Source organism: Streptomyces sp. NPDC054842, assembly GCF_053611025.1.
In genome coordinates, this window is sequence record NZ_JBSGZN010000039.1 from 54,680 (window position 1) to 78,550 (window position 23,871).

Consider the following 23,871-nt stretch of genomic DNA (forward strand, 5'->3'; position numbering starts at 1 on the left):
CGACCTAATGGGCGGATAGTGCCTGTTGACGCTTGAAGCGGCCTCGGACTTCGCAACGGGTGGCGAGAGGTCCACAGGGCGGCATTGTCAGTGGTGGGAGGCAGGATGGCGGACATGACCACACCCGCAGCAGTGATCGTCGACGCCGCCGCCTACGCCCAGGCCGTCGAGCAGGCAGTCAAGGCCTCGGCCGCCTATTACACGGGCGGCACGTCCGCACTGGACGACGACGCGTACGACCGTCTGGTGCGCGGCATCGCGGCGTGGGAGGCGGAGAATCCGGACCTGGTGCTGCCCGACTCCCCCACCGGGAAGGTCGCCGGCGGCGCGGTCGAGGGCGATGTCCCGCACACCGTGCCGATGCTGAGCCTGGACAACGTGTTCTCCGCCGAGGAGTTCACCGCGTGGACCGCCTCGGTGACCCGCCGGATCGGCCACGAGGTCACCCGGTTCAGCGTGGAGCCCAAGCTCGACGGACTGGCGATGGCGGCCCGGTACCGCCACGGCCGCCTGACCCGACTGATCACGCGCGGCGACGGCACGGCCGGGGAGGACGTGTCGCACGCGATCGGCACCGTGGAGGGACTGCCCGTCCGGCTGGCCGAGCCCGTGACGGTGGAACTGCGGGGCGAAGTCCTCATGACCACCGCCCAGTTCGAGCACGCCAACGAGGTGCGCACCGCGCACGGCGGCCAGCCGTTCGCGAACCCGCGCAACGCCGCCGCGGGTACCCTGCGGGCAAGGGACCGCGCCTACACCGTGCCGATGACGTTCTTCGGATACGGCCTGCTGCCGGTCGCCGACACCGACTCCGGCCTCGCGGCACGCCTCGCCGAGCTCGCCCACAGCGACCTGATGGCGGAGGCCGCCCGCCTCGGCGTGAACACCCCCGCGGGGACGGCGGTCGCGGGCGTCACCGCCGAGACGGCCGAGGAGGTTCTGGCTCGCGTCCGGGACATCGCCGCGCTGCGGGCGGAGCTGCCGTTCGGGATCGACGGGATCGTCGTCAAGGCGGACCTGGCCGCGGACCAGCGAGCCGCCGGATCGGGGTCGCGTGCTCCCCGCTGGGCGATCGCCTACAAGCTGCCCGCCGTCGAGAAGATCACCCGCCTGCTGGAGGTCGAGTGGAACGTGGGCCGCACCGGCATCATCGCCCCGCGCGCGGTCCTCCAGCCGGTCGAGATAGACGGCTCCGTCATCACCTACGCCACCCTGCACAACCCGGCCGACATCACGCGCCGCGACCTGCGCCTCGGCGACCACGTCATGGTCCACCGCGCCGGTGACGTCATCCCGCGCGTCGAGGCCCCCGTCGCCCACCTGCGCACCGGCGAGGAGCAGCCGATCGTCTTCCCCTCGGTCTGCCCGCGCTGCGGCTCCGCCATCGACACCGGCGAGCAGCGCTGGCGGTGCGAGAACGGCCGCAACTGCCATCTGGTGGCCTCGCTCTCGTACGCCGCCGGACGCGACCAGCTCGACATCGAGGGCCTCGGCGCCACCCGCGTCGTCCAGCTCGTCGAGGCGGGCCTGGTGGCCGATCTGGCCGACCTGTTCACCCTCACCCGGGAGCAGCTGCTGAGCCTGGACCGCATGGGCGGGACCAGCACCGACAACCTCCTCGCCGCCCTCGACGCCGCCAAGGCCCGGCCGCTGGCACGGGTGCTGTGCGCCCTGGGCGTACGGGGCACCGGGCGGTCCATGTCCCGGCGGATCGCCCGGCACTTCGCCACCATGGACGCGCTGCGCGCCGCCGACGCGGAGGCGATGCAGCGGGTCGAGGGGATCGGCACCGAGAAGGCGCCGTCCATCGTGGCGGAACTCGCCGAACTGGCACCGCTCATCGACAAGCTCGCCGCCGCGGGAGTCAACATGACCGAGCCCGGCGCCACCCCGCCCGTCGCCGCGGGCGGCGATACCGACGGCGGGCAGGCGGCCGCCGAGGCGGCGGGACCGCTGGCGGGGATGACCGTCGTCGTCACCGGCGCCATGACCGGCGCCCTGGAGAAGCTCAGCCGCAACCAGACGAACGAACTGATCGAGCGCGCCGGCGGACGCTCCTCCTCCAGCGTCTCCAAGAAGACCTCCCTGGTCGTCGCCGGTGACGGCGCCGGGTCCAAGCGCGCCAAGGCGGAGGCACTCGGCGTACGCCTGATCACTCCGGCCGAGTTCGCCCTCCTCGTCGCCGACCACCTCCAGTGATCCGGGTCGGCTGATCCGCCTGGGCTCTCCGGCTCGGGGGTCGGGCCCGGCTGGTTGGGTCCGGCTCATCGGGCTCGGTCGGTCGGCCTCGGTCGGACGGCCTCGGTCGGACGGTCGGGTTCACAGGTCGGGCTCACGGGTCGGGCTGGACTGTTCCGGGTCGCCCCGTGAGCCCGATTCGGCCAGTGGCACACGTCACATCGATCCAGGGGTGGCGCAGGAACAGCCGGAGACGGTTTATCGTTCATCTATACGTGGCTGCGGAGGGGACAGTGTCCCCGGGCCTCACCTATAGCCCATGGGGAAGATCGTTCGGCTGAAGCCCCATGGAGCCTTTCGCCGCGAGGCGACCACCCTCCGCACGCCACCACCTACGGCCCCGGCTGGTCTCCCCCGTCCAGTCGGGGTCTTTGCTGTCCGCATGCCGCCCCGAGAGGCGTGAACTCCGCCCGACCGGGGACCCAGCGGGGGCGGGGGCTTCGATTCCCCCCGCCGCGGTGCCGCCACGACAGCCGGCCGGGAGAAGCGGAGCAGGGCATGTCGATCGACCTCATGGGATTCCTCGGCGTCGTCATGCTCGCCTATCTGATCCCGGGCCCGGACTTCTTCGTGATCGTCAGAGCGTCCGCCCTCCGCCCCTCGCTGGGGCGGATGGCGGCCCTCGGCGCGCAGACCGGGCTGTGCGTCCACATGCTGGCGGCGGCTCTCGGGCTGTCCGTCGTCGCCGCTCGCTCGCCCGCCGTCTTCACCGCCGTGAGACTGGCCGGCGCCGCCTACCTCGTGTACCTGGGCGCCCGCGCGGTCGCCGCCGCCCGCCGCGCCGCCGCCGAGCGCCGGGAGCGGGAGGCCGCCGGGGCTCAGGAGGACGGCGGCCCCGCCCAGGGCGCCTCCCGCGCACCGGAGAAGCGGCACGTGCCGAACCGCCGTGAGGGCTTCACCCAGGGTTTCCTGACCAACGTGCTCAACCCGAAGGCGGCGCTGTTCTTCCTCAGCGTCGTGCCGCAGTTCGTCGACGGCCGGGGCTCCATGACCGGGCAGATCTTCCTCCTCGGCCTGCTGGACGTCGCGATCGGTGTCCTCTACTGGCTGGTCCTCGTGAGTGCGGCGGCGCGGCTGCGGGCGCTGCTGAACCGGCCCGCCTTCCGCGACCGCTGGGACCTGACGACCGGCTGGCTCTTCATCGCCGTCGGCATCGGGGTGGCGGCGGCCGACTGAGCCACGAGGGACGCCCGCCCTACGGAGCCAGGGCCACGCCGAGGGTGTCGGCCCCCATGGGCTTCGGGGCGCCCTTCTCGTAGAAGACGTCCATCTCCGTGATGGTGAACCCCGCCGCCGTCAGCAGGTCGGCGGTCCGGCGCGTGAGGTGGCAGCCGCCGAAGAGCCGCTTGTTGACCGGCTCCAGACGCTGCTGCCAGCGCCGTACGCCCGGATCCCCCTCCGGCGCGAGGCCGTGCTCCAGGAAGTGCAGGGTCCCTCCGGGCCTGAGCACGCGCCGCACCTCCCGCAGGGCGGCCCCGGCGTCGGGGATGGTGCACAGGGTCCAGGTGGACAGGGCGGCGTCGAAGCTGTCGTCCACGAACGGGAGGGACTGGCCGTCCAGGCCCGCGCGCCGTACCGGGACGCTCGACGCGTGCACCCGTTTCCCGGCGAGGCGCCAGCCGAGGTCGGACGGCTCGATCGCGGTGACACCGGTGACGGTCGGCGGGTAGTACGGCACGTTGTGGCCGGTGCCGAACCCGATCTCGACGACCTCGCCGGTCAGCCCCTCGCAGACGCGGCGGCGCAGCGGTGCGGCCGTCTTGACCCCGCACGCGACGTCGATGATCCGCGGCAGCACTCGGTCGGCGTAGCACCCCATGGCAGCCTCCGTGTCCTCTTCCAGGATGGCACCGCGAACGGGCCCGTGCAGGCCTGCCGGGAAGCCGGCACGGCGGGGACGGCTCTACAACGGTGCCATGGCGGTGAGAGCCGCGGCGATCACGAGGACGGCCAGGGTGATGCCGAGCCCGAGACCGCGCGCCCCGGCACCGCGGGCCCGGCGGCCTCGGCCCGTCGGGAGCGCCGGGCTCTCGCGGCAGACGCACTGGTCGTGCGGGAGGACGGGCGAGTCGAGCCAGTAGGCGCCCAGGAGGCGGGCGTGGCGTTGCGGCGACGAGGCATCGGTCATGACGGGGTGAACGAGTCTCCTCTCCCGCCGCCACGCCCCGGTCAACCAATTCGGCAGACCTTCATACATCCGGGCAATGTCCCGGACGGGGAGGTTTACAAGGCCGTTTTCGGGGCTCACCTTCCCCACGACGGCGTCCACCGGGCGACCGTCCGGCGGACGCCGAAGCACGTACCCGCGATGGCACGGAGGCCCGCCATGACGCCCCACCCACGCCCGCCGTCGAGCGAGATCCACGCGTCGCGCCGCGCCCGCCGGACGAACGCCCCGGACACGCCCCGGCGCCCCGGACGAGGAGTCGGCCGCCGCACCGGACCGAGGCCCGCCGCGCCCGGGACCCGTCCCACGGCTCCTCGCGCACAGGGTTCGTCCGACGCCGCGGCCGGCCGGTGAGCGCCGCCCGGGCAGTCGGCCTGATCCTGCCCCTCGTCTTCCTCGTCGCACTCGTGATCGGCGTCGTGTGGTTCTGGCGCCATCGCGGCGAGTAGACGCCCCGGAGGGCTCGCGGAGGCGGTCCGGAGTAGGCCGACTCTTTTCGTTTCGCCCGCCGGGACCGAGAAACCCGGATCGCGTTCCGAAGTCCCCACAGCCGAAGGGAGAAGACCATGGCAACGGGAGAGACCGGCTTCAGCGACGTGACGTTCGACCTCATCTCCGTGCAGTACCACTCGCTCAAGGCGGGGCACGACTACGGCCAGTACGTGCGCGACGCGGAGAACGCCGGCAAGAAGGAGATCGCGGAGTTCTTCCGCTCCGTCATGGAGCAGGACTCCGAGCGGGCCGCCCAGTGTCACCGGTTCCTGGCCGAGCTGTCCGGCACCGAGGACGCCGGACCGGCCGCCGGCGGCTGACCCGGCCCGGCGGACCGCGAGCGGAGCGGATCGCCAGCACGACAGGACACCGGGCCGTACGCCCGCACGGCGGGCGACCGCCTCAAGCCGGACGGCCGAGCCTGCGCCGGAGTTCAGCGCGTTCGACGTCGTTGGCGCTGAGCGCGATCGCCCGCCGGTACGCCTCGGCGGCGCCGGCCGTGTCGCCGCTGCGTCCGAGCAGGTCGGCGTGGGTCGCGTGCAGGGGCGGGTACCCGGACAGCGCGGGGTGCCGGAGCAGCGGCCCGAGCAACTCCAGGCCCCGCTTAGGCCCTTCGTCGAAACCGACGGCGGCGGCGCGGTTCAGGGCGACGACCGGCGACGGGTCGAGGCCGGCGAGCACGCCGTACAGGTGAGCGATCTGGTGCCAGTCGGTGGCGCCCTCCTCGGCGCCCTTCATGTGCAGTGCGGTGACGGCCGCCTGGAGCTGATACGGGCCCGGCGGTCCGAGCCGCAGGGCACGGGTCAGTGCACCGACTCCCTCCACCGTCCGGTCCCGGTCCCACGACGAGGGGTCCTGCTCGGTGAGAGCCACCCAGTCACCGCCGTCGCTCACCCGGGACGCGCGCCGGGCGTCGTGCAGCAGCATCAGCGCCAGCAGTCCCCACACCTCGGCCTCCCCGGGCAGCAGCTCGGTCAGCAGCCGCTGGATCCTGATCGCCTCGGCGCACAGCTCGTCACGCACCAGGACCGTGCCGCCGCTCGCGCTGTACCCCTCGTTGAAGATCAGGTAGGCGACGCGCAGGACCGCCTCCAGCCGCTCGGGCAGCTCCTCCGCCGTGGGCACCCGGTACGCGATGCCGGCCGCCGCGATCTTGCGCTTGGCGCGCGTGATCCGCTTGCCCATCGTCGGCTCGGGCACAAGGAAGGCGCGTGCGATCTCGCCCGTCGTGAGTCCCCCGACGACCCGCAGCGTCAGCGCCACCCGCGCCGGAAGGGCCAGGGCGGGATGGCAGGCGGTGAAGACCAGCCGCAGCCGGTCGTCCGGGATGCCGCCGCTGCCGTGGGCCACCGCCGTGTCCTCTCCGCCGAGCCGCGTCAGTTCCGCCAGCCGCCCGGCGCGCTCGGACTGCGAGCCCTCCCGCCGCAGCCGGTCGATCGCGCTCCTGCGGGCCGCGACCGTGATCCACGCCCCGGGTCTCCTCGGGACCCCGTCGCGCCGCCATGCGCCGACCGCGGAGGCCAGCGCGTCCTGGAGGGCGTCCTCGGCGAGCTGGAAGTCACCGCCGACGTGCCTGATGAGGGTGGCCAGCACGGCGACGCGCTCCTCCGCGAAGAAGCGCGTCACCGCCGAGGTCACCGGGTCGTCCGCCGCCTCCCGGCCGGGCGGACGGTGCGCCGCGGTCACGGGTTCGCCGCGTCGCTCACCGGCACCTCACCCGCGCCCATGACCGGCCGCACCTCGACCGATCCGTAGCGTGCGGTGGGCAGCCGGGCCGCGTGCCGGAGCGCCTCGTCGAGGTCGGCGCACTCCAGGAGGTAGAAACCGGCCAGGATCTCCTTCGTGACGGCGAACGGGCCGTCGGTCAGGTCGGTCTCCTCGGCCCGTACCCGCACGGTGGTCGCCGTCTCGGGCCCGTGCAGCGGGGCGTTGGCGACCAGCAGCCCGGCCTCGCGCAGGCTGTCGGTCACCGCCGTCCACAGCGGCATCTCGGACCAGCGCCGCGCGCTTTCCGCCTCGTCGGCCTCCGGCGCGTACAGCAGGAGCAGGTACTGCGGCATGGTGCCTCCTCACGGTCGTCGCCGTCCTCGATCAGCGTGCGGGACGGTCGTCGCCGGTGTCCCGGTTCCCGGCGTAGCGGAGGGACACGACGCCGGTCGCGCGTGGCCGCGCCGACACCAGGCGCAGCCGCCTGAGCTGTCCGGGCCGCAGCAGCGGTGCCCCGTCGCCGAGGACGACGGGGTGGATCCAGAAGTCGAGTTCGTCGACCAGGTCGTGCTCCAGGAGGGTCCGGGCGAGCTGTCCGAAGCCGTAGATCACGAGGTCGGCCCCGTCCTGCCGTTTCATCTCCTCGACGGCCCGCACCGGGTCCCCGGGGACGATGGCCGTGTTGTTCCACTCCGCCGTCGTCAGTTTCGAGGAGAACACGAATTTGGGCATCGCGTTGAGGCGGTCGGGGTACGGCCCGGTCTGCGCGGACCAGGCGGGGGCGAAGTACTCGTACGTGTGGCGGCCCATGAGCATCGCCTCGCAGTCCAGCAGCTTCCGCAGGGACAGCTCGGCCGCCTCGTCGTCGAAGTACTCCGAGGCCCAGGCCCGGGGGTCGCCGTAGACCCCGTCCAGTGACACCAGACTGCCTACGTGGAGTTTGCGCATCATGCCTCCCGTGCTCACCCGTCCTGTGGACGGTCCGTGGGACCGCTGGAGCGTGTGAGAACGCGCGGTCCATAGGACCGACGCACGCGGTGAGGCGTTTCGGACACCTCGGAGGCGAAGAGTTTCATGCAGGGCGCCTGGGGCGCCGTACGGGACGGGGTGTACGGCGCGGCACCGGGCTTTGGGCCGGTGACGTCGGCACCCGGGAGGGGGCGGACCGGTGACGTCGGCACCCGGGGGGCGGACCGGACGCGGCGGCGGGTCGCCGGGCCGCGTCCGGCCCGCGCTCACACGCCCGGTTCCGGCAGCAGGCCGGAGCCGGGCGCCGTCAGGGGCGGATCCGCCGGAGCGTGCGCCTGGAAGGCGTCGGCGCGCACGTGGTGCATGACACGGCTCGCCACCCGGTAGCGCCCGTTGGGCAGGTGGCGGGACCTGGTGACATGCACCGCGAGCGGGCCGGCCCATTCGTAGCCCTTGCGCTCTCCGTGGCGGGCCAGGCTGTCGGTGAGCAACTGGTCGACCCGGTCGCCGTTGCGTTCGAGTTCCGCCACGGCGAACTCGGCGAGTTCGACGTCGTAGGCGTTCGGTACGACCACGCGGCTCTCACTGCACACGACGGCGTTGTCGTCGCATTCGCGGTGCAGGGCGCCGAGCAGCTCGACCGGTTCCTTGTGGCGGATGTGCGCGAGCAGCGTTCCTCCGAAGCGCTCCAGCGCGCGTTCCAGACCGGTGAGGGTGCTCACGCTCTACTTCTCCTCCCGCTCCGCGAAGTCGTCCGGGCTCACCCGCGCCTCCTCCAGCGCCTCGCGCAGCGTCCGCCCGGTGCCGCCCTGCTCCTGCGGCTGCGGGGCGGCGCCGTCCAGCACCTGGTCGGTCGTGCGGGTCTTGCCGCGGTTCTCCTCGGGCACAGTCATGACTGAAGACTCCTGGGGTCGGTTCGGTCGGTTCGGTCGGTGCGTTCGTCGTGCTTCTCACCGGCGGGTTCCCGGACAGCGGAGGTCGACGCCTCCGGTGCCCGACCTACAGCAGGTCGCGCGGCACGGTCTCGTTCCAGGTGCGGGAGAAGACCCGGCGGTCGCCCTCGTAGCCGTCCAGGGTGGCGTCCACGAAGAAGTCCCGCTCGTCGCAGCTGAGCCGGGTGCGCGTCTCCACCCGCACGTCCCAGTCGCCGCGCCGGAACCGCATGGTCCAGGCCGACTCACCGCTCGCCGAGGTGAAGTCGTCGGCGACGGCCGTGTAGCGCTCGTAGGCGCGGCGCCCGGCCTCCAGACCGATCCCGTCGAAGCGGACGAGTCCCTGGTCCTTCACGATCTCCAGTTCCGAGCGGTAGTCGACGAGGTCGCGCTTGACCTCCCAGCGGGACTCGGGGGGCGTCAGCCGGGTCACGTCGAGCGGCGGTGTCCCCTCGGGCTCCGCGAACGGTGCCGCGGAGATCTCGTCGGGCTCCTCCGTGGGCCGGACGGGCAGCGTGAGCGTGCTGGAGCGCTCGTGGACGCCGAGCAGCGCGGGCTCCGGGGGCGGCCAGGCCAGCGGCCAGTACGACGTCGACAGCGAGAGACGGACGCGGTGGCCGGGCGGGAACGCCTGCGCCACCCCGTTGAGCTGGACGGTGGCCCGGTAGCGGCGCCCCGGCTCCAGCGGTTCGGGGTGTTCCGTGTCCTCGCGCCGCGTGAGATTGAGCAGGCCGTACGTCACCCGGGTCGCCGCGCCGTCCGGGCTCACGTCGGACAGCCGGGCGGCCACCATCGCGACGGGCCGGTCGGCCGAGAGGTCGAGTTCCACGGTCGGCGAGCCGAGGATCTCCAGCCGGTCGGTCAGCGGCTCGGTCTCGAAGACGAGGGAGCCGCCGTCCTCCTCGCGCTGGTCGTAGGGCAGGTCGGGCGGCGCGTTGTAGGAGGCCCACTTGCCGGCGAACTGGCCGACCGACAGGGGCGAGCGCACCGTCATGGCCTCACCGGCCTCGCCGGGCCCGTCCGGGCCGGGGGGTTCGATCCGGTGCCGGGTCAGCGGGTACGTGACGGGCCGGACGTGCGGGGACGGCCAGGAGGGCTCGGCGACCCAGCGGCCCGGGCGCTCCTCGTACGACGTGGACGGGGGCACGCTGTCCTGCATCCAGGTCCGCAGCATGGGGCCGTCCATGACGCCGTTGTCGACGCCCTTGAGCCAGTGGTCCCACCAGCGCACGACCTCCTGGAGGTAGCCGATGGCCGGGCCGGGTTCGCCGAGGTGCGGGAACTTGTGCGACCAGGGGCCGATCAGTCCCTTGCGGGGCACGTCGAGGTTTCCGAGCAGCCGGGTCACGGCGTTGGAGTAGCCGTCGGCCCAGCCGCTGGAGGCGAGGACGGGGCACCGCACGTCCTGGTAGTGCTCGGCGACCGAGGCGTGGCGCCAGTAGTCGTCGCGGCGCTGGTGGCGCAGCCACTCCAGCACCCACGGGTCGGTGTTCTCCAGGCGTTCGCGCCACATGTCGCGCCAGCGGTCGCCGACCACGGCGGGGTCGGGCGGGAGGGTGGCGTAGGCGAACATGGTGCCCGCCTCGGCGAGGTTGTCGGAGAGCATGGCGCCGCCCATGTAGTGCATGTCGTCGTGGTGCCGGTCGTCGGTGAACGAGGCGATCACGATGGCGCGCAGGCTCGGCGGGCGGCGGGCGGCCACCTGGAGGGCGGCGAAGGCACCCCACGAGAGGCCCATCATCCCGGTGGCGCCGTCGCACCAGGGCTGCTCGGCGAGCCAGGCGAGGACCTCCTCGGCGTCGGCCTGTTCGCGTTCCAGGTACTCGTCCTTCAGCACGCCCTCGGACTCACCGGTGCCGCGCACGTCGACGCGGACGCAGGCGTAGCCGTGGCCGGCGATGTACGGGTGGTGGACGGAGTCGCGTACGGAGGTCAGATCACGCTTGCGGTAGGGGATGTACTCCAGCACCGCGGGCACCGGCTCCCGGTCGGAGGCCGTGGGACGCCAGATCCGCGCCGACAGCCGGACGCCGTCGGACATGGGGATGACGACGTGTTCTTCTTCCTTCGTCGCGTACGGCAGATCGCTCACGTAGCGCATGAGGTGCCGCGCTCCTTTCCTTGCGGGGGCCGTTCCGGGGGTGCGGCGGTCAGCGGTCGCCCACCGGGCCGCCGGACGTGTCCCCGTCGTGCTGCGGCGGAATGTCGTCGAAGGCGAGACCCAGAGCGGCCACGCAGTGGTCGTACTTCTCCCGCAGGTCCTCCTCGCTGCTGCCGCCGGTGAAGACGTGCGCCAACTCGTAGCTGTAGCTGTCCTGTTGGGTCAGCTCGGACAGGCGCTGCCCCTGCTTCGGCACCACGTCGAGGCGCACCCCCGGGGTCTCCCGCTCGATGCGCTCGATGTCCTCGGCGGAGGGCACGCGGGTCACGACGCCGTCGGTGAACCAGCGGTGGTACCACTTCGCGGCCGTCGCGTAGGAGCCCTCGCCGTGCGGCATGCGCGGGTCCTCACCGAGGGCGAGGCTGATCATGCAGTGGTGGTTGGGCACGCCGTCGACGAACTGGAACAGCTCGGCGTGCGACTGGGAGTGCCGGGGGTTGATCTCCAGGAGGCTGATCTCCTGGGTCTTCGGGTCGTAGAAGTACTCCACGCTGAACGTGGCCGAGTCGAAGCCGATCTGGCGCATGACGCGCGCGGTGACGTCGTGGAGTTCCCGGATCACCGGCGGGGGCAGCGTCGAGGGGTACTGGTGGCGCAGGAAGCACGGGGAGTCCGGGTACTGGATGGAGTCCAGCGCTCCGTACACGGTCACCTCGCCCTGGTGGACATAGCCCTCGACGGCGACCTGGATGCCTGTCAGGGCTTCCTCGGCGAGACACACCTCGCCGCCGACGCCTTCCATCTCGGGCGGCAGTTCGACCTGGCCGAGGATGTACTCGAAGGGGCGGCCGATCCTGGAGATGCCCTCACGGATCTGCGCCACGGCGTCCCGGAACTCGTCCATGTCCTTGACACCGAAGGCGAGTTCGGAGGAATACGAGAGGGCTGGTTTGACCCACATCGGGAAGCGCACGCCTTCGGGGGGCTTCGGGTCGTCGGTGTCCAGGTCCACCCTGCCGAACCGGGGGTGCCGGTCGGTCACCTTCTGCTGCTCCAGCCGGCTCCAGTACTTGTGCTCGCACTTGACCACCGACTCCAGGCTGGTGCTGCGGGTCCCGTAGCGCTCGGCGAGGATCGGCACGAGGGTGCTGACCGGGAAGTCCCAGTAGCCCACGATCGCGTCGACGGACCCGTCGAAGGCGTCCAGCACGGACTGCGCCCTGTCGAGGATCTCCGGCACCGACACCTCGCCGTCCTGCAGTTCCTCAACCGACAGCAGGGGGTGCAGATTCAGCGACCCGGCACCCGGTACGGCGTGCAGCGTCGGCAGGTTGGCCTCGTCCAGGCCGATCACGAAGACGTTCTTGGTGTTCTCGTCCGACACCGGTCACCTTCCTTTTCGTTGCGCGGCTCTGTCCGGAAGTCGTCGCTCCCGGAAGATCGTCGGGGTACCCGCCGACGACGCCGCCAACCTTCATCTGGGCGAACGCCGGTTGGACGCGATCGCGAACAGAGGGCTCCGGCGGCCGAACGGTGACGGGTGGGCGGCGGCCGGCAGCTGAGCGGCGGCACGCGCAGGTGTGACGGCGGGGCCACGGGAAACCCGTAACCGCATGTTGCCACCGAGGCGATCCCCGCTGACGCCCGTGCCCGCACGCGAACGGAGGTAGACGTGCTCTTCCTTGTCGTGGCCCTTGTCGTCCTGGCCGTCGTGGTCGGGTCGGCCGCGTACCTTCCGTGGCCCGTGACCCTGGTGGCCGGTGTGGCCATCGTCACGTGGCTCGCGGTGTTCGCCGTCCGTGAGCGCCGTCGGCGCGGCCGAACCCGAAAGGCGTGACCATGAGGCTCACAGCACCCCCGCGGCGTGAGACCGGCAGGCGGGACACCGAGGGAATGGCGGTCGCCTCCTTCGTCCTCGGCCTGGTCGGACTGCTCGTCATGAACTTCGTCCTCGGCCCGATCGCGATCGCGCTGGCAGTGATGGCCCTGCGCCGGGACACACCGCGCCCCTTCCGGGCGCGGCTCGGACTCGCGCTCGGTATCGCGGACATCGTGCTGCTCGCCGTCCTGATGGCGGTGAACGGCACCACGTCGTGGAGCATCCTCGGCTGAACTCCTTCCCTGATCACCCCAGTCCACGGCATTCTGGACATCACGTCGGACGGCCCGTCGCGCACCGCGGCGGGCCGTTCCGTCGTGCACGAGCGCGCGAGGTGCAACCGCACTGGCCGGAAACGTGTCTTCGAGCACACGACTGGAAGCGCGTGGGCCCGCGGTCGCCCCGCGCGCACCGCGTCTCGGGGGGATGGGCATGAACACTTGGGCAGTGCCGGGCTACACGGAAGCGCGTGAGCTCGGCTCCGGAGCGAGCGGTCGGGTCGCCCTGGCCGTCCACGAGGAGACCGGGCTCCCCGTCGCGGTGAAGTACCTCAACGAGTCCCTGCGCACGCGTCCCGGTTTCGTCGCCGAGTTCCGCGCCGAGGCCCGCCTGCTGGGCGGCCTCGAAAGCCCGCACGTGGCCGGTCTGTACGAGTACGTCGAGGGCCCGGACGGCGCGGCCATCGTGATGGAGCTCGTCGACGGCCTCTCCCTGCGCCGGCTGCTCACCCAGGAGGCGCCCCTCGCGCCCGAGGCGGCGCTCACCCTGCTCAAGGGCTCGCTGCTCGGCCTCGCCGACGCCCACCGCCTCGGCGTGGTGCACCGCGACTACAAACCGGAGAACGTCCTCGTCACCGCCGAGGGCACCTCCAAACTCGTCGACTTCGGCATCGCGGCCGGCGACGGCAGCACGGCAGGCATCGCGGGCACCCCCTCGTACATGGCCCCGGAGCAGTGGACCGGCGCTCCCGCCTCCCCGGCCGCCGACGTCTACGCGGCCACCGCCACGTTCTTCGAGTGCCTGACCGGCCGCAAGCCCTACCGCGGCGACAACATGGCCGAACTCGCCCTCAAGCACGTGGACGGGGAGATCCCGGCCGAGGAGGTCCCCGAGGCGCTGCGCCCCCTCGTGCTGCGCGGGTTGGCCAAGTCCCCCGGTGAACGGCCGCCGAACGCCGATGACTTCGTGGCGGAGCTGGAGGCCGCCGCGCACGGTGCCTACGGAGCCGACTGGGAGGAGCGCGGACGTGGCCGGCTCGCCGCGCTCGTGGCCCTCTCGCTGCTGCTGCTCCCCTCGGCGCCCCGCACTCCGCACGGCACCACGGACACCGCCCGCACGGTCCTCGCCCAGAACCCGGGCGTCCTACGCTCCTGGCTGCCCGGCCGCGGAGCCCTGCTGGCCTCGGCCGCCGCGCTCGTCGTCGGCCTCCTGCTGGCCTACGGCACCGGACCGGACACGCCGGACGCCGCGGGGCAGGCCGCGCAGGCGCTGGCCACCACGAGCACGCAGCCGGACGTGACCTCCGGGCCCACGAGCCCGGCGCCCTCCGGCTCGCCGACCGCGTCCGCACCGGACGGCACTCCCCCGCCCTCGCCGTCGGGACCGGACGACGCCGAGACCACCGCGCCGCCCTCGGTGTCCGCGCCCGCCGGGACCGCGTCACCGACGGCGACCGCCCCCGATCCGACCACGACGCCGACCGTCGCTCCCGCCGCGGTCAAGGAGGTGACGCTCACCGGCTTCCGGCAGACCGGGCCGGCGACGGGTACGGCGACGGTCACCGTCACCACCGACGGAACGGGGCCGGTCGGGCTGACGGTCGCCTGGTTCACCGGTGACGCCCGCGGCCGGTCGGGCACCCAGGACGGCGCGGCCGTGACCTACGAACGCAGCGGTTCGACGACGTACACGCTGTCCGTCGACCACACGTTCCTGGGGACGGGCTGCTACTGGGCGGTGCAGGCGACGTCCGATCCCGCCGCGGCGTCCGGGGTCGCGTGGCAGCAGCTGCTGACGCGGGCGTGTGACATCCGGTGAACGACCGCACCGGTGTCCCCGGCGACCGCGGCGAGGGGGACGACGACTACAGCGCCACCGCCCTGGCCAGCCACTGGATCCAGCGTCCGGACCCCGAGGAGGTGCCGGCCGGCGGAGACACCCTGGTGCTGCCGCCGTCCGGCTCCGGGGCCACCCTTCTCGACCCCGGCACCCGTCCCGACCGCGTCGACGGCACCCTGCTGCGCTTCGGTCCCGGCGTGAACGCCGACACCGTACGCCGGGCGCACGTCATCCTCCCCGCGCCGCCGGCGGCCTCCGGGCGGCGGCGCGGCTCGCGCAGATACGCACTGCCCGTGCTGGTGCTGCTGTGCGTCCTCGCCTTCCTCGCCTGGGACCGGTCCGGCCCGCCCGTCGCCGTCCGCGACGTCACGGTCACCGCCGCCCGCCCCTCTCCCGGCTGCGACGGCACGGCCGACATCGTCGCCACCGTCACCACCGACGGGAGACCCGGCACGCTGACGTACCGCTGGGTGCGCAGCGACGGCACCTCGTCCGGGGTCCTGCGCGAGACGGTGACGAGGGGCCAGAAGACGGCGCGCCTGCACCTGCTGTGGACCTTCCGGGGCCCGGGCCGCTACACGGGGCGGGCGGAGTTGCGGCTGCTCTCGCCCGGACACCGCACGATTGCGACGCATCTCACATACCGCTGCCCTTGACCCGGACCGGCCCAGCACATCAGATCCCAGTTGGCTGTTTCACTCCCGCGTCTGAAGGTGACCCGGACAACGAACGAAGTCCCACCGACCGGAACGACTCGATCGAAGGAGACTGTCATGGAGAGCTGGCGGGACGCTGCGGCATGCCGGAGCGTCGACCCCGACCTCTTCTTCCCCGTCGGCAGCACCGGGCCCGCGCTTCTGCAGATCCGGGAGGCGAAGGCCGTGTGCCGGGGTTGTCCGGTCCGCGAGGAATGCCTCCAGTGGGCGCTCGACACGGGGCAGACCCTCGGCGTCTGGGGTGGCACCAGCGAGAACGAACGCCGCGCGCTCAAGCGCCGTATGCCCAGTCGCCGCGGCGACTCGGCGGCGTAGACCGCACGGCGCGGGCAACGCCACGCCCGGCCACAGAAGCAGACGGGGGAGACCGGAGCACCGCAGGTGTCCGGTTCGCACGAAACCGGGAAGGCGAGATGACGACCGAGCCGCACTGGGACAACGACCTGGCTTCCGACAGCACCGCGGGTCTCACCAGCACGTTCGCCGGTGAGCTGCGCGATGTGACCGACGCGCGGCTCGCCGCGGAGGACTACCTGAGTGCCCTCGCGCGGATGGCTCCACCGAGGGCGGCCGAACATCTGGACGACGTCCTGCTGGTGGTGTCGGAACTGGCCGCCAACGCGGTGCAGTACGCTCCCGGTCCCTTCCGGCTGGAGCTGCGCCGCACCTTCGACGGTGTGCACGTGCTCATGCACGACACGAGCACGGTCCGGCCGACACCGCGGTCGTTCAGTCCCGACGGGGGCGGCGGCGGAGTGGGCTGGCACCTGATCCAGGCACTGAGCGACCAGGTCAGCGTGGTGGAACGGCCCGACGGCAAGGACGTGCACGTGTTCCTGCCCTGGTGACACGCGACGGACGCACGGGAGCGGCGTCGGCCGACGCGGACCCGGGACACTCCTGGTGCGCGCGGCGCCGGGGCGGCCTGTCAGCCAGGCCGGCCGGTCCGCCGTCGCGGCCCGCCGGGAACCGGCGGGCGTCGGGATCGGACGGACGTCGGGGCTCGGCCCGGACCTCGGGCCGGTCTCAGACATCCGTGGGCAGACCGCTCACCTCCGCGATACCGCGCAGTTCCTCGTCCTGACGGTGGCGCTCGCCGATGAACTCGGCGATCTCCTGGCACTTGGCCGGGTCGGCCGCGGTGCCCGAGTCGGTGACGACCCGGACGGGGCCGGCCTCCTCCGTCTCGATCTCGACGATCTGGTTGTCCAGACGGCCGGTGACGGCGACCGCGACGACGAGGGATGCCTCGTCGCGCACCTCCTGCGAGACGTGCTCGCCCTCGGCGCCCTCCAGACTCAGTTCGATCGGTCCGGCCCGCTGTTCCTGGATCGCCTCCAGCACTGGTTCCACCATGCGCAGCAGCAGCGCATAGTCCGAGGGGGACATGCGGAGGCGGAGCAGGTCGAGGTACAGGTCCACGGGCCGGCCTTCCGGCGGAAGCTCTGATTCGCTCATGGCACTCGACTTCCCCGATGTAGGCGACGTGATCGCATCTGCATCCAGAATGGTGGGACCGCGCGCCGGGCGCCGCTCGGAGGGCCCGCCGGTACGGCGTGCGGGTGGTCCGGGACCCTCCCGGCTCCCGCGCCGGGTCCCGGCCGTCGCGGCCGGGGACGGTCGTCCCGTCACTTCCGTGTGAATCCCCCATTTGCGTGAGCATCATGCGCGCAGCGGGGGTACTAGGGGTCTCCAGGTCCGTTCCCTCCGGAGGCTCCCCTTGATCCCGATCGTGCACAGGACGCTCGTCATGCAGCTCGAAGCGGGCGGTACCGGCCGCTTCTCCGTGCTGGCCCACATGACGTACGAGGCCGACGATCCGTTCGCCGTCACCATCGTGTTCAGCCACGACGGCCGCGTCCTGGCCCGGTGGAGACTCGACCGCCAGATGCTGGCCGACGGGATGGAGCGGCCGGTCGGCGAGGGCGACGTTCGGATGGAGCCGCAGTCCACGGGGCTGTGGCGGGAGCTGCGGATGGAGTTCTTCGGCGAGCCGCACACCGACGGGGGGCGGCACCGCGCCGTGATCCTGGCCTGGGCCCCGGCCGTCATGTCGTTCCTGGACGAGACCTACGAGGTCGTGCAGCCCGGACAGGAGAAGGTGTGCGTCGACGGTTTCCTGGCCGAGGTCATCGCCGGGGGCTGACCGCCGCGCACGCCGCCGCAAGGGACGAGTACGGGCGCCAAGCGGGACCACGGCAGGAAGCCGCGGCAGGAACGGCGCGGGCCGCCGCCCGGCAGCCGGGTTCTCCGCACGCCTGTCACACGACCGGGCCCGCCGAACAGGGGTGCGCGGACCCGGCTGCGGCGCTGATGTCCCTGTCAGTGACGTAGCGCGTCCTTGCCCTTCTCCTTGGCCTGCCGGGCGTCGCCCTTGGACTGCTCCGCCGCGCCCTTGGCTGTCATGCGCTCGTTGCCCACCGCGCGTCCGGCGGCTTCCTTCGCCTTGCCCTTGACCTGCTCGGTCTTGGCCTTCGCCTTCTGGTTCTTGGCCACTGCCGCTCACATCCTCACCGCTTCAGCAATGCGCCGTCCATTTTACGACGGTATGCCGGAAAGCACCCCTTCGGTACGGATGGTCGGCCACCTGGGCCGGAGCGGTGAGCGGAGGCGCGACGACGGCAGGGAACGCCCGTTCCGGCAGCCGTAAGCCCGTTCCGCGTCCGCCGCCTTCAGGACAGGCGCTCCGCCGCCCGGGTCCGCGCCCTGCCCAGTTGGATCGCCCGCTCCAGTTCGGCCTTGAGGGCCTCGGGCATCTCTCCCGTGCGGGCCCACTCGACGACCGCCTCCGCCACGCGCCGCAGTTTGACGTTGGTGCGCTGGGAGGTCTGCCGCAGCACGTTCCAGCCCTCCTCGGGCGTCAGCTCCCCCACGGCCAGGACCACACCGATCGCCTGGTCGATCACGGCGTGCGAGGAGACCGCCTGCCTGAGCTGGAGGTTCTCGTCCTCCAGCCGTACGAGCCTGGCCGCGTCGTCCCAGCTCCGGTCGTCCGGAGCGAGCCGCCCTGTCTGCGTGTCCGACATCAACGTCGCCTCCGGGGTCCGGGGAGTCCGGCGTCAGAAGATCACTTTCCAGTGTGCCTCGTATGCGGGTGCGGGCGCAGTTCGAGGGCCGGGCATCCGGCTCCCGGGGCGTCACTGGCGGCAGCCGCCGCCCTCACCGGCTCCGTCGTCCCTGCGGACGCCGTCGAAGAATCCGGCCAGCGCCGCGGCCAGTTCGTCGGGGGCCTCCTCGGCCACGTGGTGCCCGGAGTCGATGCCGTGGCCCCGCACGTCGGGCGCCCAGTCCCGCCAGATTTCGAGGGGATCCCCGTAGAGGTCCTCCAGGTCGTCGCGGAGCGACCAGAGGACCAGCGCGGGGCACTGAATCCGCACGCCGGCGGCGCGGTCCGCCTCCTCGTGACGCCGGTCGACGGTGAGGCCGGCCCGGTAGTCCTCCAGCATCGCGCGCACCACGTCCGGGTCCCTCGTGGCCGCGCGCCACTCCTCGTAGTTCTCCCGGCCCATGCTCTCGGGATCGCCGCGGTACCAGCTGTCCGGGTCGGCGTTGATGACACGCTCCGGGGTGTCCGGCTGGGCGAAGAAGAACCAGTGCCACCATTGCGTGGCGAACGTCGCGTCGGCGCGGGAGAGGTGTTCCGTGATCGGCAGGCAGTCGAGCAGTGCCACGCGGGCGACCGCGTCGGGGTGGTCGAGCGCGAGCCGCAGGGCGACGGCGCCTCCCCGGTCGTGCCCGGCCAGCGCGAACCGGGTGTGCCCGAGCTCGCGCATCACGGCGTGCAGGTCGTCGGCGACCGCGCGCTTGGAGTGTCCCGTGTGATCGGGAGTCGGCGCGGGCCCCCGGGAGCGCCCGTAGCCCCGCAGGTCCGGGCAGACGACCGTGAACCCCCGCTCGACCAGTTGCGGCGCTACGCGGTGCCAGGTCGCCGAGGTCCGGGGATGGCCGTGCAGCAGGAGCACCGGCGGTCCCTCCCCGCCCTGGCGTACGAAGACGGACGCGTCCGCCGTCCGGACCGTGTGGGTTTCGAAGTCCTCGAACATGGTTCCCCGCGTCCCTCGCCGGCGCGTCGGCAAACTACCGGGCTTCGGGGTCCCGCACGAACAGGCAGAACGGGTGCCCGGCCGGGTCGAACAGCACGCGTACGTCGTCCTGGGGCTGGACGTCGGCCGGGCGGGCACCCAGGGCGGTGGCACGCGTGAGGGCCGCGGACAGGTCGTCCACCTCGATGTCGAGGTGGAGCATCATCTGCTGCTCGTCGGGCGCCGACGGCCAGCACGGCGGGACGAAGTGCGGCTCGGTCTGGAACGACAGGCCGGCGCCGCCCTCCGGCGGCGCGATCATCACCCAGTCCGGGCCGTCCTCCCGCACCTCCCAGCCCAGCAGGCCGCGGTAGAACACCGACAGTTCACGGGCGTCGGGCGCGTCCAGCACGGTGGCGGCCAGCGTGAACTCCGGGTTCCTGTCCATGCGTCAACTCCAGTGTCGGGGCGGCGGGTTCGGTCTCACCGAGGAGGATGTCGGGTACCCCGGGCGGGCGAAGGAAACGGGTCCGCCTCAACGGGCGGTCCGGCGAGGCGAGTTGGCGTGCGCCTCTGCCTCGGCGTGCCGGGCACGCGGGGCGGCGGCGAAGCCCGGGCGGGTCGGGTACGCGCTGATCCACGGCGTACGCGGTCCGGTCGGCGGTCACGGAACGTGACGCTTCAGCGGGCGGTGGCTCCCGATCCCCCCTTACGTTGAGCGGGCAAAAGACCCCATATGAGGAGGAACCATGGCGGACAAGGGCGGTATGGACAAGATGAAGGGCAAGGCCAAGGAGATGGCCGGCAAGGTCACGGGCAGTCGTGAGCGGCAGGCCGAGGGCAAGCTCGACCAGGCCCGCGGCGAGGCCGAGAAGGTCACGGGCCAGGCCCAGGAGCGTGCCCGGGAGACCGGCCGCTCCGTGAAGCGCGACCGCACCTGACTTCGCCGTGGTGGGGAGTGCTCCCGCGATGCGTCGGAGCACTCCCCACCACGCGGCGCCGCCGTACTCCGCACCTCGGCGCCTCCGAGGCCGGAGCCGCGCCCGACGGCGTCGTCCGGCTCGCGGGCGAACTGCTCGCCGAGCACGGCATCGCCCCGGTCGAGCCGCGGGCCCGCCGCCGGTGACGCACGCTCCGTGACCGCACGCCGAGGCGTCGGGCCGCAACCCGCCGGTCCGGGCACAAAGAGGCCCCGACTGGTTCGGGGGAAACCAGCCGGGGCCGATCGAGGGCGGACACGGAGGGCGGTCGCCTCCCGGCGAGGGGCTCCACGAGGCTTCAGCCGAACGATCGTCCTCGTGGGCGATGGGTGAGTCCCGGGGACACAGTTCCCTCCGCGTCCTCATACCGTTCAACGTGCGGACCGGCCCGAATGTTCCGCACCCGGGGACACCCCGCACCCTGTCTCGCCGGACCCTGAAGACCACCCTCACCCGCACTCCCGGGGAAGCGTTTTCGCGGCGCCCCCTCGGGCACCCGGGCCCCATGCGCACCTCACCCCTCCCCGTTGCCGATCACACCGGCTCCCTGCTGCTGGAGGGCTACGCCTGGCTTCCCGACCGGATGCGCCGCGCCGCGAGCCCGGTCGTCCGCGCCCGGCTGACCGGCCGGCACGCCGTGGCACTGCGGGGGCCCGACGCCGTGCGCTTCTTCTACGACGAGCGGCACGTCAACCGCCACAAGGCCGTGCCGGAACCCGTGCGCAGCACACTGTTCGGACACGGCGCGATCCACACGCTGGACGGCGAGGCGCACCGGGTGCGCAAGGCCATGTTCCTGTCTCTGCTGACCCCGCCGGCCCGGGTGGCCGACCTGGTCGAACAGGTCACGGACGCGTGGGACCAGGCCGTGGACGCCTGGCCCGGACAGCCGGAGACCGTGCTGTTCGACGAGGCGGCGAAGATCCTGACGGCCGGGGTGTGCCGCTGGGCCGGAATACCGCTGGAGCGGGACCGGGTCGAGGCCACGGCGCAGGACCTGGTGGCACTGGTGGACGGCTTCGCCACCCCGGGAGTACGGCACTGGCGCGCCCGCCGGGCCCGCGTCCGCTGCGAGGCATGGCTCGCCGACCTGGTGGAGCGGGTGCGCGACGGGGAGACCCGGGTGCCGGAGGACTCGGCCGTGGCGACAGTGGCGGATCACCGCGGCGCCGACGGCCGCCCGCTCGACGCGCAGACGGCCGCCGTGGAGCTGCTGAACATCGTCCGCCCCACCGTCGCCGTCTCCTGGTTCGTCGCCTTCGCCGCGCACGCCCTGCACCGCTGGCCCGAGAACCGCGCCCCGCTGCGGGAGGGGGACACCGCGTACAGCGCGGCGTTCGTGCACGAGGTCCGCCGCTTCTACCCCTTCGCGCCCTTCACCGGCGGGCGGGCCGCGGCCGACCTGTACTGGAAGGGCGAGCACATCCCCGCCGGGGGCCTCGTGCTGCTCGACCTCTACGGCCAGAACCACGACGCGGAGCTGTGGGGGGACCCGTACCGGTTCCGCCCCGAGCGCTTCCTGGAGCGTCCGGTGGAGCGGGACGAGCTGGTGCCGCAGGGCGGCGACGATCCGTCCACCGGGCACCGGTGCCCCGGCGAGGCCGTCACCGTCGCCCTGCTGGAGGCCCTCGCGGTGCGGCTGTCCCGGCTGGAGTACGGCGTCCCCGTCCAGGACCTGACCATCCCGCTGCGGCGGATACCGACGCGGCCGCGCAGCGGGTTCCGGATCACCGGCGTCCGCCTCGTCGGGTAGGCGGCCGCCCGGGGGACTCGACGGCGGCGGCAGGGGTACCCACACGCCGTCTGCCGCAGCCGGTGAACGGACGACGCGAAATCGTGGTACATCGGGAGATAACCGCACATACGGGTCGAAGGAGTCGACGAACGTGACGGACGTATCAGGCAAGGGTCCCGCCCCGGACGACGACCGGAAGGTCCTCACCAACCGGCAGGGCCATCCGGTCTACGACAACCAGAACCAGCGCACCGTCGGGGCCCGCGGCCCCGCGACGCTGGAGAACTACCAGTTCCTCGAGAAGATCAGCCACTTCGACCGCGAGCGGATCCCCGAGCGCGTCGTGCACGCCCGCGGGGTGACCGCCTACGGCTACTTCGAGTCGTACGGCGCCTGGGGCGACGAGCCCATCGAACGATTCACCCGGGCGAAGGTGTTCGCCGAGCGCGGCAAGCGCACCGACCTGGCCGTCCGCTTCTCGACCGTGATCGGCGGCCGTGACTCCTCGGAGGCCGCCCGCGACCCGCGGGGCTTCGCGGTGAAGTTCTACACCGAGGACGGCAACTGGGACCTCGTCGGCAACAACCTCGGGGTGTTCTTCATCCGGGACGCGATCAAGTTCCCCGACGTCATCCACGCCCTGAAGCCGGACCCGGTCACCTTCGAGCAGCAGCCGCGGCGCATCTTCGACTTCATGTCGCAGACGCCCGAGTCGATGCACATGCTCGTCAACCTGTTCAGCCCGCGCGGGATCCCGGCCGACTACCGCCACATGCAGGGCTTCGGCGTCAACACGTACAAGTGGGTGAACCAGGAGGGCAACACGGTCCTGGTCAAGTATCACTGGATGCCCAAGCAGGGCGTGCGCAGCATGACCGAGGAGGACGCGGCCAACGTCCAGGCCCAGGGCCTCGGCCACGCCACCAAGGACCTGTACGAGGCGGTGGAGCGCGGCGAGTACCCCGAGTGGGAACTGCTGGTCCAGATGATGGAGGACCACGACCACCCCGAGCTGGACTTCGACCCGCTGGACGACACCAAGACCTGGCCGGAGCAGGACTTCCCGCCGCGGCCGGTCGGCCGGATGGTGCTCGACCGGATGCCGGAGAACTACTTCGCGGAGAACGAGCAGATCTCGTTCGGCACCGGTGTGCTGGTGGACGGGCTGGACTTCTCCGACGACAAGATGCTCGTCGGCCGGACCTTCTCCTACAGCGACACCCAGCGCTACCGGGTCGGCCCGAACTACCTCCAGCTTCCGGTGAACCAGGCCAAGAACGCCGACGTGCGCACCAACCAGCGCGACGGGCAGATGGCCTACCACCAGGACGGCGCCGGCGAGAACCCGATCGTGAACTACGAGCCCTCGATCACCGGCGGTCTGCGCGAGGCGCAGTACCCGACCCATGACGAGCAGGGGCCGGAGATCCACGGCCGCCTCACGCGCAAGCGCATCCCCCGCACCAACGACTACACGCAGGCGGGCCAGCGCTATCTGCTGATGGAGCAGTGGGAGCAGGAGGACCTGGTCAAGAACTTCGTCGACCTGCTGTCGCAGTGCGACCGGCCGGTGCAGGAGCGGATGGTCTGGCACTTCCTGCTGGTGGAGAACGAGCTCGGCCTGAAGGTCGGCGAGGGCCTCGGCATCAGCCCGCAGGACGTCTCCGGTCTCGAACCGCTGGCCAGCCAGGACCTGACCGACGAGGACCGCAAGCGCCTCGCCAACCTGGGCGAGAACCCGCCCCGGGACGTGTCCGGACTGACCATGACGCACTGCGTGCCCGACACCCGTCACACGGTGTCGCGCTGACGCGCTGACGCCCGCCGGTTCCCGGCGTGACACGGCTCCGCGGCCGGCTGGTCCCTTCCACAGCC

28 protein-coding genes are annotated in these 23,871 nt (G+C 72.3%); 14 read left to right on the plus strand and 14 right to left on the minus strand.

Features of this window, described 5'->3' with window-relative positions; genetic code table 11:
- The first annotated feature begins 114 nt into the window (after positions 1-114).
- Both ligA and ACWGIS_RS26855 read left to right on the plus strand, forming a co-directional pair.
- Positions 115-2,199, plus strand: coding sequence for an NAD-dependent DNA ligase LigA (gene ligA / locus ACWGIS_RS26850; protein ID WP_453365014.1), 2,085 nt, complete (start codon positions 115-117; stop codon positions 2,197-2,199).
- A 537-nt stretch (positions 2,200-2,736) separates the two neighbouring features.
- Positions 2,737-3,414, plus strand: a complete 678-nt coding sequence (locus ACWGIS_RS26855; protein ID WP_453365015.1) for a LysE family translocator — start codon at positions 2,737-2,739, stop codon at positions 3,412-3,414.
- A 19-nt stretch (positions 3,415-3,433) separates the two neighbouring features.
- Here ACWGIS_RS26855 and ACWGIS_RS26860 read toward each other — a convergent pair whose 3' ends face one another.
- Both ACWGIS_RS26860 and ACWGIS_RS26865 read right to left on the minus strand, forming a co-directional pair.
- The gene (locus ACWGIS_RS26860; protein ID WP_453365016.1) at positions 3,434-4,057 is read right to left on the minus strand and encodes a class I SAM-dependent methyltransferase; all 624 of its coding nucleotides are present in this window, start codon (positions 4,055-4,057) and stop codon (positions 3,434-3,436) included.
- 84 nt (positions 4,058-4,141) lie between these two features.
- Positions 4,142-4,366, minus strand: a complete 225-nt coding sequence (locus ACWGIS_RS26865) for a hypothetical protein (RefSeq protein ID WP_453365017.1) — start codon at positions 4,364-4,366, stop codon at positions 4,142-4,144.
- Between the two features lie 605 nt (positions 4,367-4,971).
- Between ACWGIS_RS26865 and ACWGIS_RS26870 the strand changes: the two genes are divergently transcribed.
- The gene (locus ACWGIS_RS26870) at positions 4,972-5,217 is read left to right on the plus strand and encodes an acyl carrier protein (RefSeq protein WP_453365018.1); all 246 of its coding nucleotides are present in this window, start codon (positions 4,972-4,974) and stop codon (positions 5,215-5,217) included.
- Positions 5,218-5,299: 82 nt separating this feature from the next.
- Here the strand turns inward: ACWGIS_RS26870 and ACWGIS_RS26875 are convergent, their stop codons facing one another.
- The 7 genes from ACWGIS_RS26875 to ACWGIS_RS26905 form a co-directional block, all read right to left on the minus strand.
- Positions 5,300-6,583, minus strand: coding sequence for an RNA polymerase sigma factor (locus ACWGIS_RS26875; RefSeq protein ID WP_453365019.1), 1,284 nt, complete (start codon positions 6,581-6,583; stop codon positions 5,300-5,302).
- Positions 6,580-6,957 (minus strand): YciI family protein, encoded by a 378-nt coding sequence (locus ACWGIS_RS26880; RefSeq protein ID WP_453365020.1) that lies wholly within the window; start codon positions 6,955-6,957, stop codon positions 6,580-6,582. Before ACWGIS_RS26880 ends, ACWGIS_RS26875 begins: the two co-directional genes overlap by 4 nt.
- A 31-nt stretch (positions 6,958-6,988) precedes the next feature.
- Positions 6,989-7,555: a dihydrofolate reductase family protein gene (locus tag ACWGIS_RS26885; protein ID WP_453365021.1), complete on the minus strand. Its 567-nt coding sequence runs from the start codon at positions 7,553-7,555 to the stop codon at positions 6,989-6,991.
- A gap of 284 nt (positions 7,556-7,839) precedes the next feature.
- Entirely contained in the window at positions 7,840-8,295 is a 456-nt protein-coding gene (locus tag ACWGIS_RS26890; protein ID WP_453365022.1) for a DUF3662 domain-containing protein, read from the minus strand.
- 3 nt (positions 8,296-8,298) lie between these two features.
- Positions 8,299-8,466, minus strand: coding sequence for a hypothetical protein (locus ACWGIS_RS26895; protein WP_453365023.1), 168 nt, complete (start codon positions 8,464-8,466; stop codon positions 8,299-8,301).
- Positions 8,467-8,572: 106 nt separating this feature from the next.
- Entirely contained in the window at positions 8,573-10,606 is a 2,034-nt protein-coding gene (locus tag ACWGIS_RS26900) for a CocE/NonD family hydrolase (RefSeq protein ID WP_453365024.1), read from the minus strand.
- 49 nt (positions 10,607-10,655) lie between these two features.
- Entirely contained in the window at positions 10,656-11,990 is a 1,335-nt protein-coding gene (locus ACWGIS_RS26905; protein ID WP_453365025.1) for an ATP-grasp domain-containing protein, read from the minus strand.
- A gap of 288 nt (positions 11,991-12,278) precedes the next feature.
- Here ACWGIS_RS26905 and ACWGIS_RS26910 point away from each other — a divergent pair, with 288 nt between their 5' ends.
- The 6 genes from ACWGIS_RS26910 to ACWGIS_RS26935 all read left to right on the plus strand — a co-directional run bounded on the left by ACWGIS_RS26910 (position 12,279) and on the right by ACWGIS_RS26935 (position 16,107).
- Positions 12,279-12,443, plus strand: a complete 165-nt coding sequence (locus tag ACWGIS_RS26910) for a hypothetical protein (RefSeq protein WP_453365026.1) — start codon at positions 12,279-12,281, stop codon at positions 12,441-12,443.
- Positions 12,444-12,445: 2 nt separating this feature from the next.
- Positions 12,446-12,718: a DUF4190 domain-containing protein gene (locus tag ACWGIS_RS26915; RefSeq protein ID WP_453365027.1), complete on the plus strand. Its 273-nt coding sequence runs from the start codon at positions 12,446-12,448 to the stop codon at positions 12,716-12,718.
- A 199-nt stretch (positions 12,719-12,917) separates the two neighbouring features.
- Positions 12,918-14,522 carry a protein kinase domain-containing protein gene (locus tag ACWGIS_RS26920; RefSeq protein ID WP_453365028.1) on the plus strand — a complete coding sequence of 535 codons (1,605 nt, stop codon included), beginning with the start codon at positions 12,918-12,920 and terminating at the stop codon, positions 14,520-14,522.
- A complete protein-coding gene (locus ACWGIS_RS26925; RefSeq protein ID WP_453365029.1) occupies positions 14,519-15,199 on the plus strand; it encodes a hypothetical protein in 681 nt (226 codons plus the stop codon). The genes ACWGIS_RS26920 and ACWGIS_RS26925 overlap by 4 nt, the downstream gene beginning before the upstream one ends.
- Before the next feature lie 117 nt (positions 15,200-15,316).
- Positions 15,317-15,574 (plus strand): WhiB family transcriptional regulator, encoded by a 258-nt coding sequence (locus ACWGIS_RS26930; RefSeq protein ID WP_453365030.1) that lies wholly within the window; start codon positions 15,317-15,319, stop codon positions 15,572-15,574.
- 98 nt (positions 15,575-15,672) lie between these two features.
- The gene (locus ACWGIS_RS26935; protein WP_453365031.1) at positions 15,673-16,107 is read left to right on the plus strand and encodes an ATP-binding protein; all 435 of its coding nucleotides are present in this window, start codon (positions 15,673-15,675) and stop codon (positions 16,105-16,107) included.
- Positions 16,108-16,285: 178 nt separating this feature from the next.
- Here ACWGIS_RS26935 and ACWGIS_RS26940 read toward each other — a convergent pair whose 3' ends face one another.
- Positions 16,286-16,717 (minus strand): hypothetical protein, encoded by a 432-nt coding sequence (locus ACWGIS_RS26940; RefSeq protein ID WP_453365032.1) that lies wholly within the window; start codon positions 16,715-16,717, stop codon positions 16,286-16,288.
- Positions 16,718-17,009: 292 nt separating this feature from the next.
- On the opposite strand from ACWGIS_RS26940, the gene ACWGIS_RS26945 reads away from it, so the two are divergent.
- Entirely contained in the window at positions 17,010-17,405 is a 396-nt protein-coding gene (locus ACWGIS_RS26945; RefSeq protein WP_453365043.1) for an SsgA family sporulation/cell division regulator, read from the plus strand.
- A gap of 176 nt (positions 17,406-17,581) precedes the next feature.
- On the opposite strand, the gene ACWGIS_RS26950 is transcribed toward ACWGIS_RS26945, so the two are convergent.
- The 4 genes from ACWGIS_RS26950 to ACWGIS_RS26965 all read right to left on the minus strand — a co-directional run bounded on the left by ACWGIS_RS26950 (position 17,582) and on the right by ACWGIS_RS26965 (position 19,729).
- Positions 17,582-17,755, minus strand: a complete 174-nt coding sequence (locus ACWGIS_RS26950; RefSeq protein ID WP_453365033.1) for a CsbD family protein — start codon at positions 17,753-17,755, stop codon at positions 17,582-17,584.
- A 176-nt stretch (positions 17,756-17,931) separates the two neighbouring features.
- Positions 17,932-18,285, minus strand: coding sequence for an ANTAR domain-containing protein (locus tag ACWGIS_RS26955; RefSeq protein ID WP_453365034.1), 354 nt, complete (start codon positions 18,283-18,285; stop codon positions 17,932-17,934).
- Between the two features lie 111 nt (positions 18,286-18,396).
- Positions 18,397-19,302 carry an alpha/beta fold hydrolase gene (locus ACWGIS_RS26960; protein WP_453365035.1) on the minus strand — a complete coding sequence of 302 codons (906 nt, stop codon included), beginning with the start codon at positions 19,300-19,302 and terminating at the stop codon, positions 18,397-18,399.
- A gap of 34 nt (positions 19,303-19,336) precedes the next feature.
- Positions 19,337-19,729, minus strand: coding sequence for a VOC family protein (locus ACWGIS_RS26965; protein WP_453365036.1), 393 nt, complete (start codon positions 19,727-19,729; stop codon positions 19,337-19,339).
- A 301-nt stretch (positions 19,730-20,030) separates the two neighbouring features.
- On the opposite strand from ACWGIS_RS26965, the gene ACWGIS_RS26970 reads away from it, so the two are divergent.
- The 4 genes from ACWGIS_RS26970 to ACWGIS_RS26985 all read left to right on the plus strand — a co-directional run bounded on the left by ACWGIS_RS26970 (position 20,031) and on the right by ACWGIS_RS26985 (position 23,806).
- On the plus strand, positions 20,031-20,222 hold the full coding sequence (locus ACWGIS_RS26970; protein WP_453365037.1) for a CsbD family protein: 192 nt from the start codon (positions 20,031-20,033) through the stop codon (positions 20,220-20,222).
- A 17-nt stretch (positions 20,223-20,239) separates the two neighbouring features.
- Positions 20,240-20,407: a hypothetical protein gene (locus ACWGIS_RS26975; RefSeq protein ID WP_453365038.1), complete on the plus strand. Its 168-nt coding sequence runs from the start codon at positions 20,240-20,242 to the stop codon at positions 20,405-20,407.
- Positions 20,408-20,766: 359 nt separating this feature from the next.
- On the plus strand, positions 20,767-22,014 hold the full coding sequence (locus ACWGIS_RS26980; RefSeq protein WP_453365039.1) for a cytochrome P450: 1,248 nt from the start codon (positions 20,767-20,769) through the stop codon (positions 22,012-22,014).
- A 133-nt stretch (positions 22,015-22,147) separates the two neighbouring features.
- Entirely contained in the window at positions 22,148-23,806 is a 1,659-nt protein-coding gene (locus tag ACWGIS_RS26985) for a catalase (protein WP_453365040.1), read from the plus strand.
- The last annotated feature ends 65 nt before the right edge of the window (positions 23,807-23,871 follow it).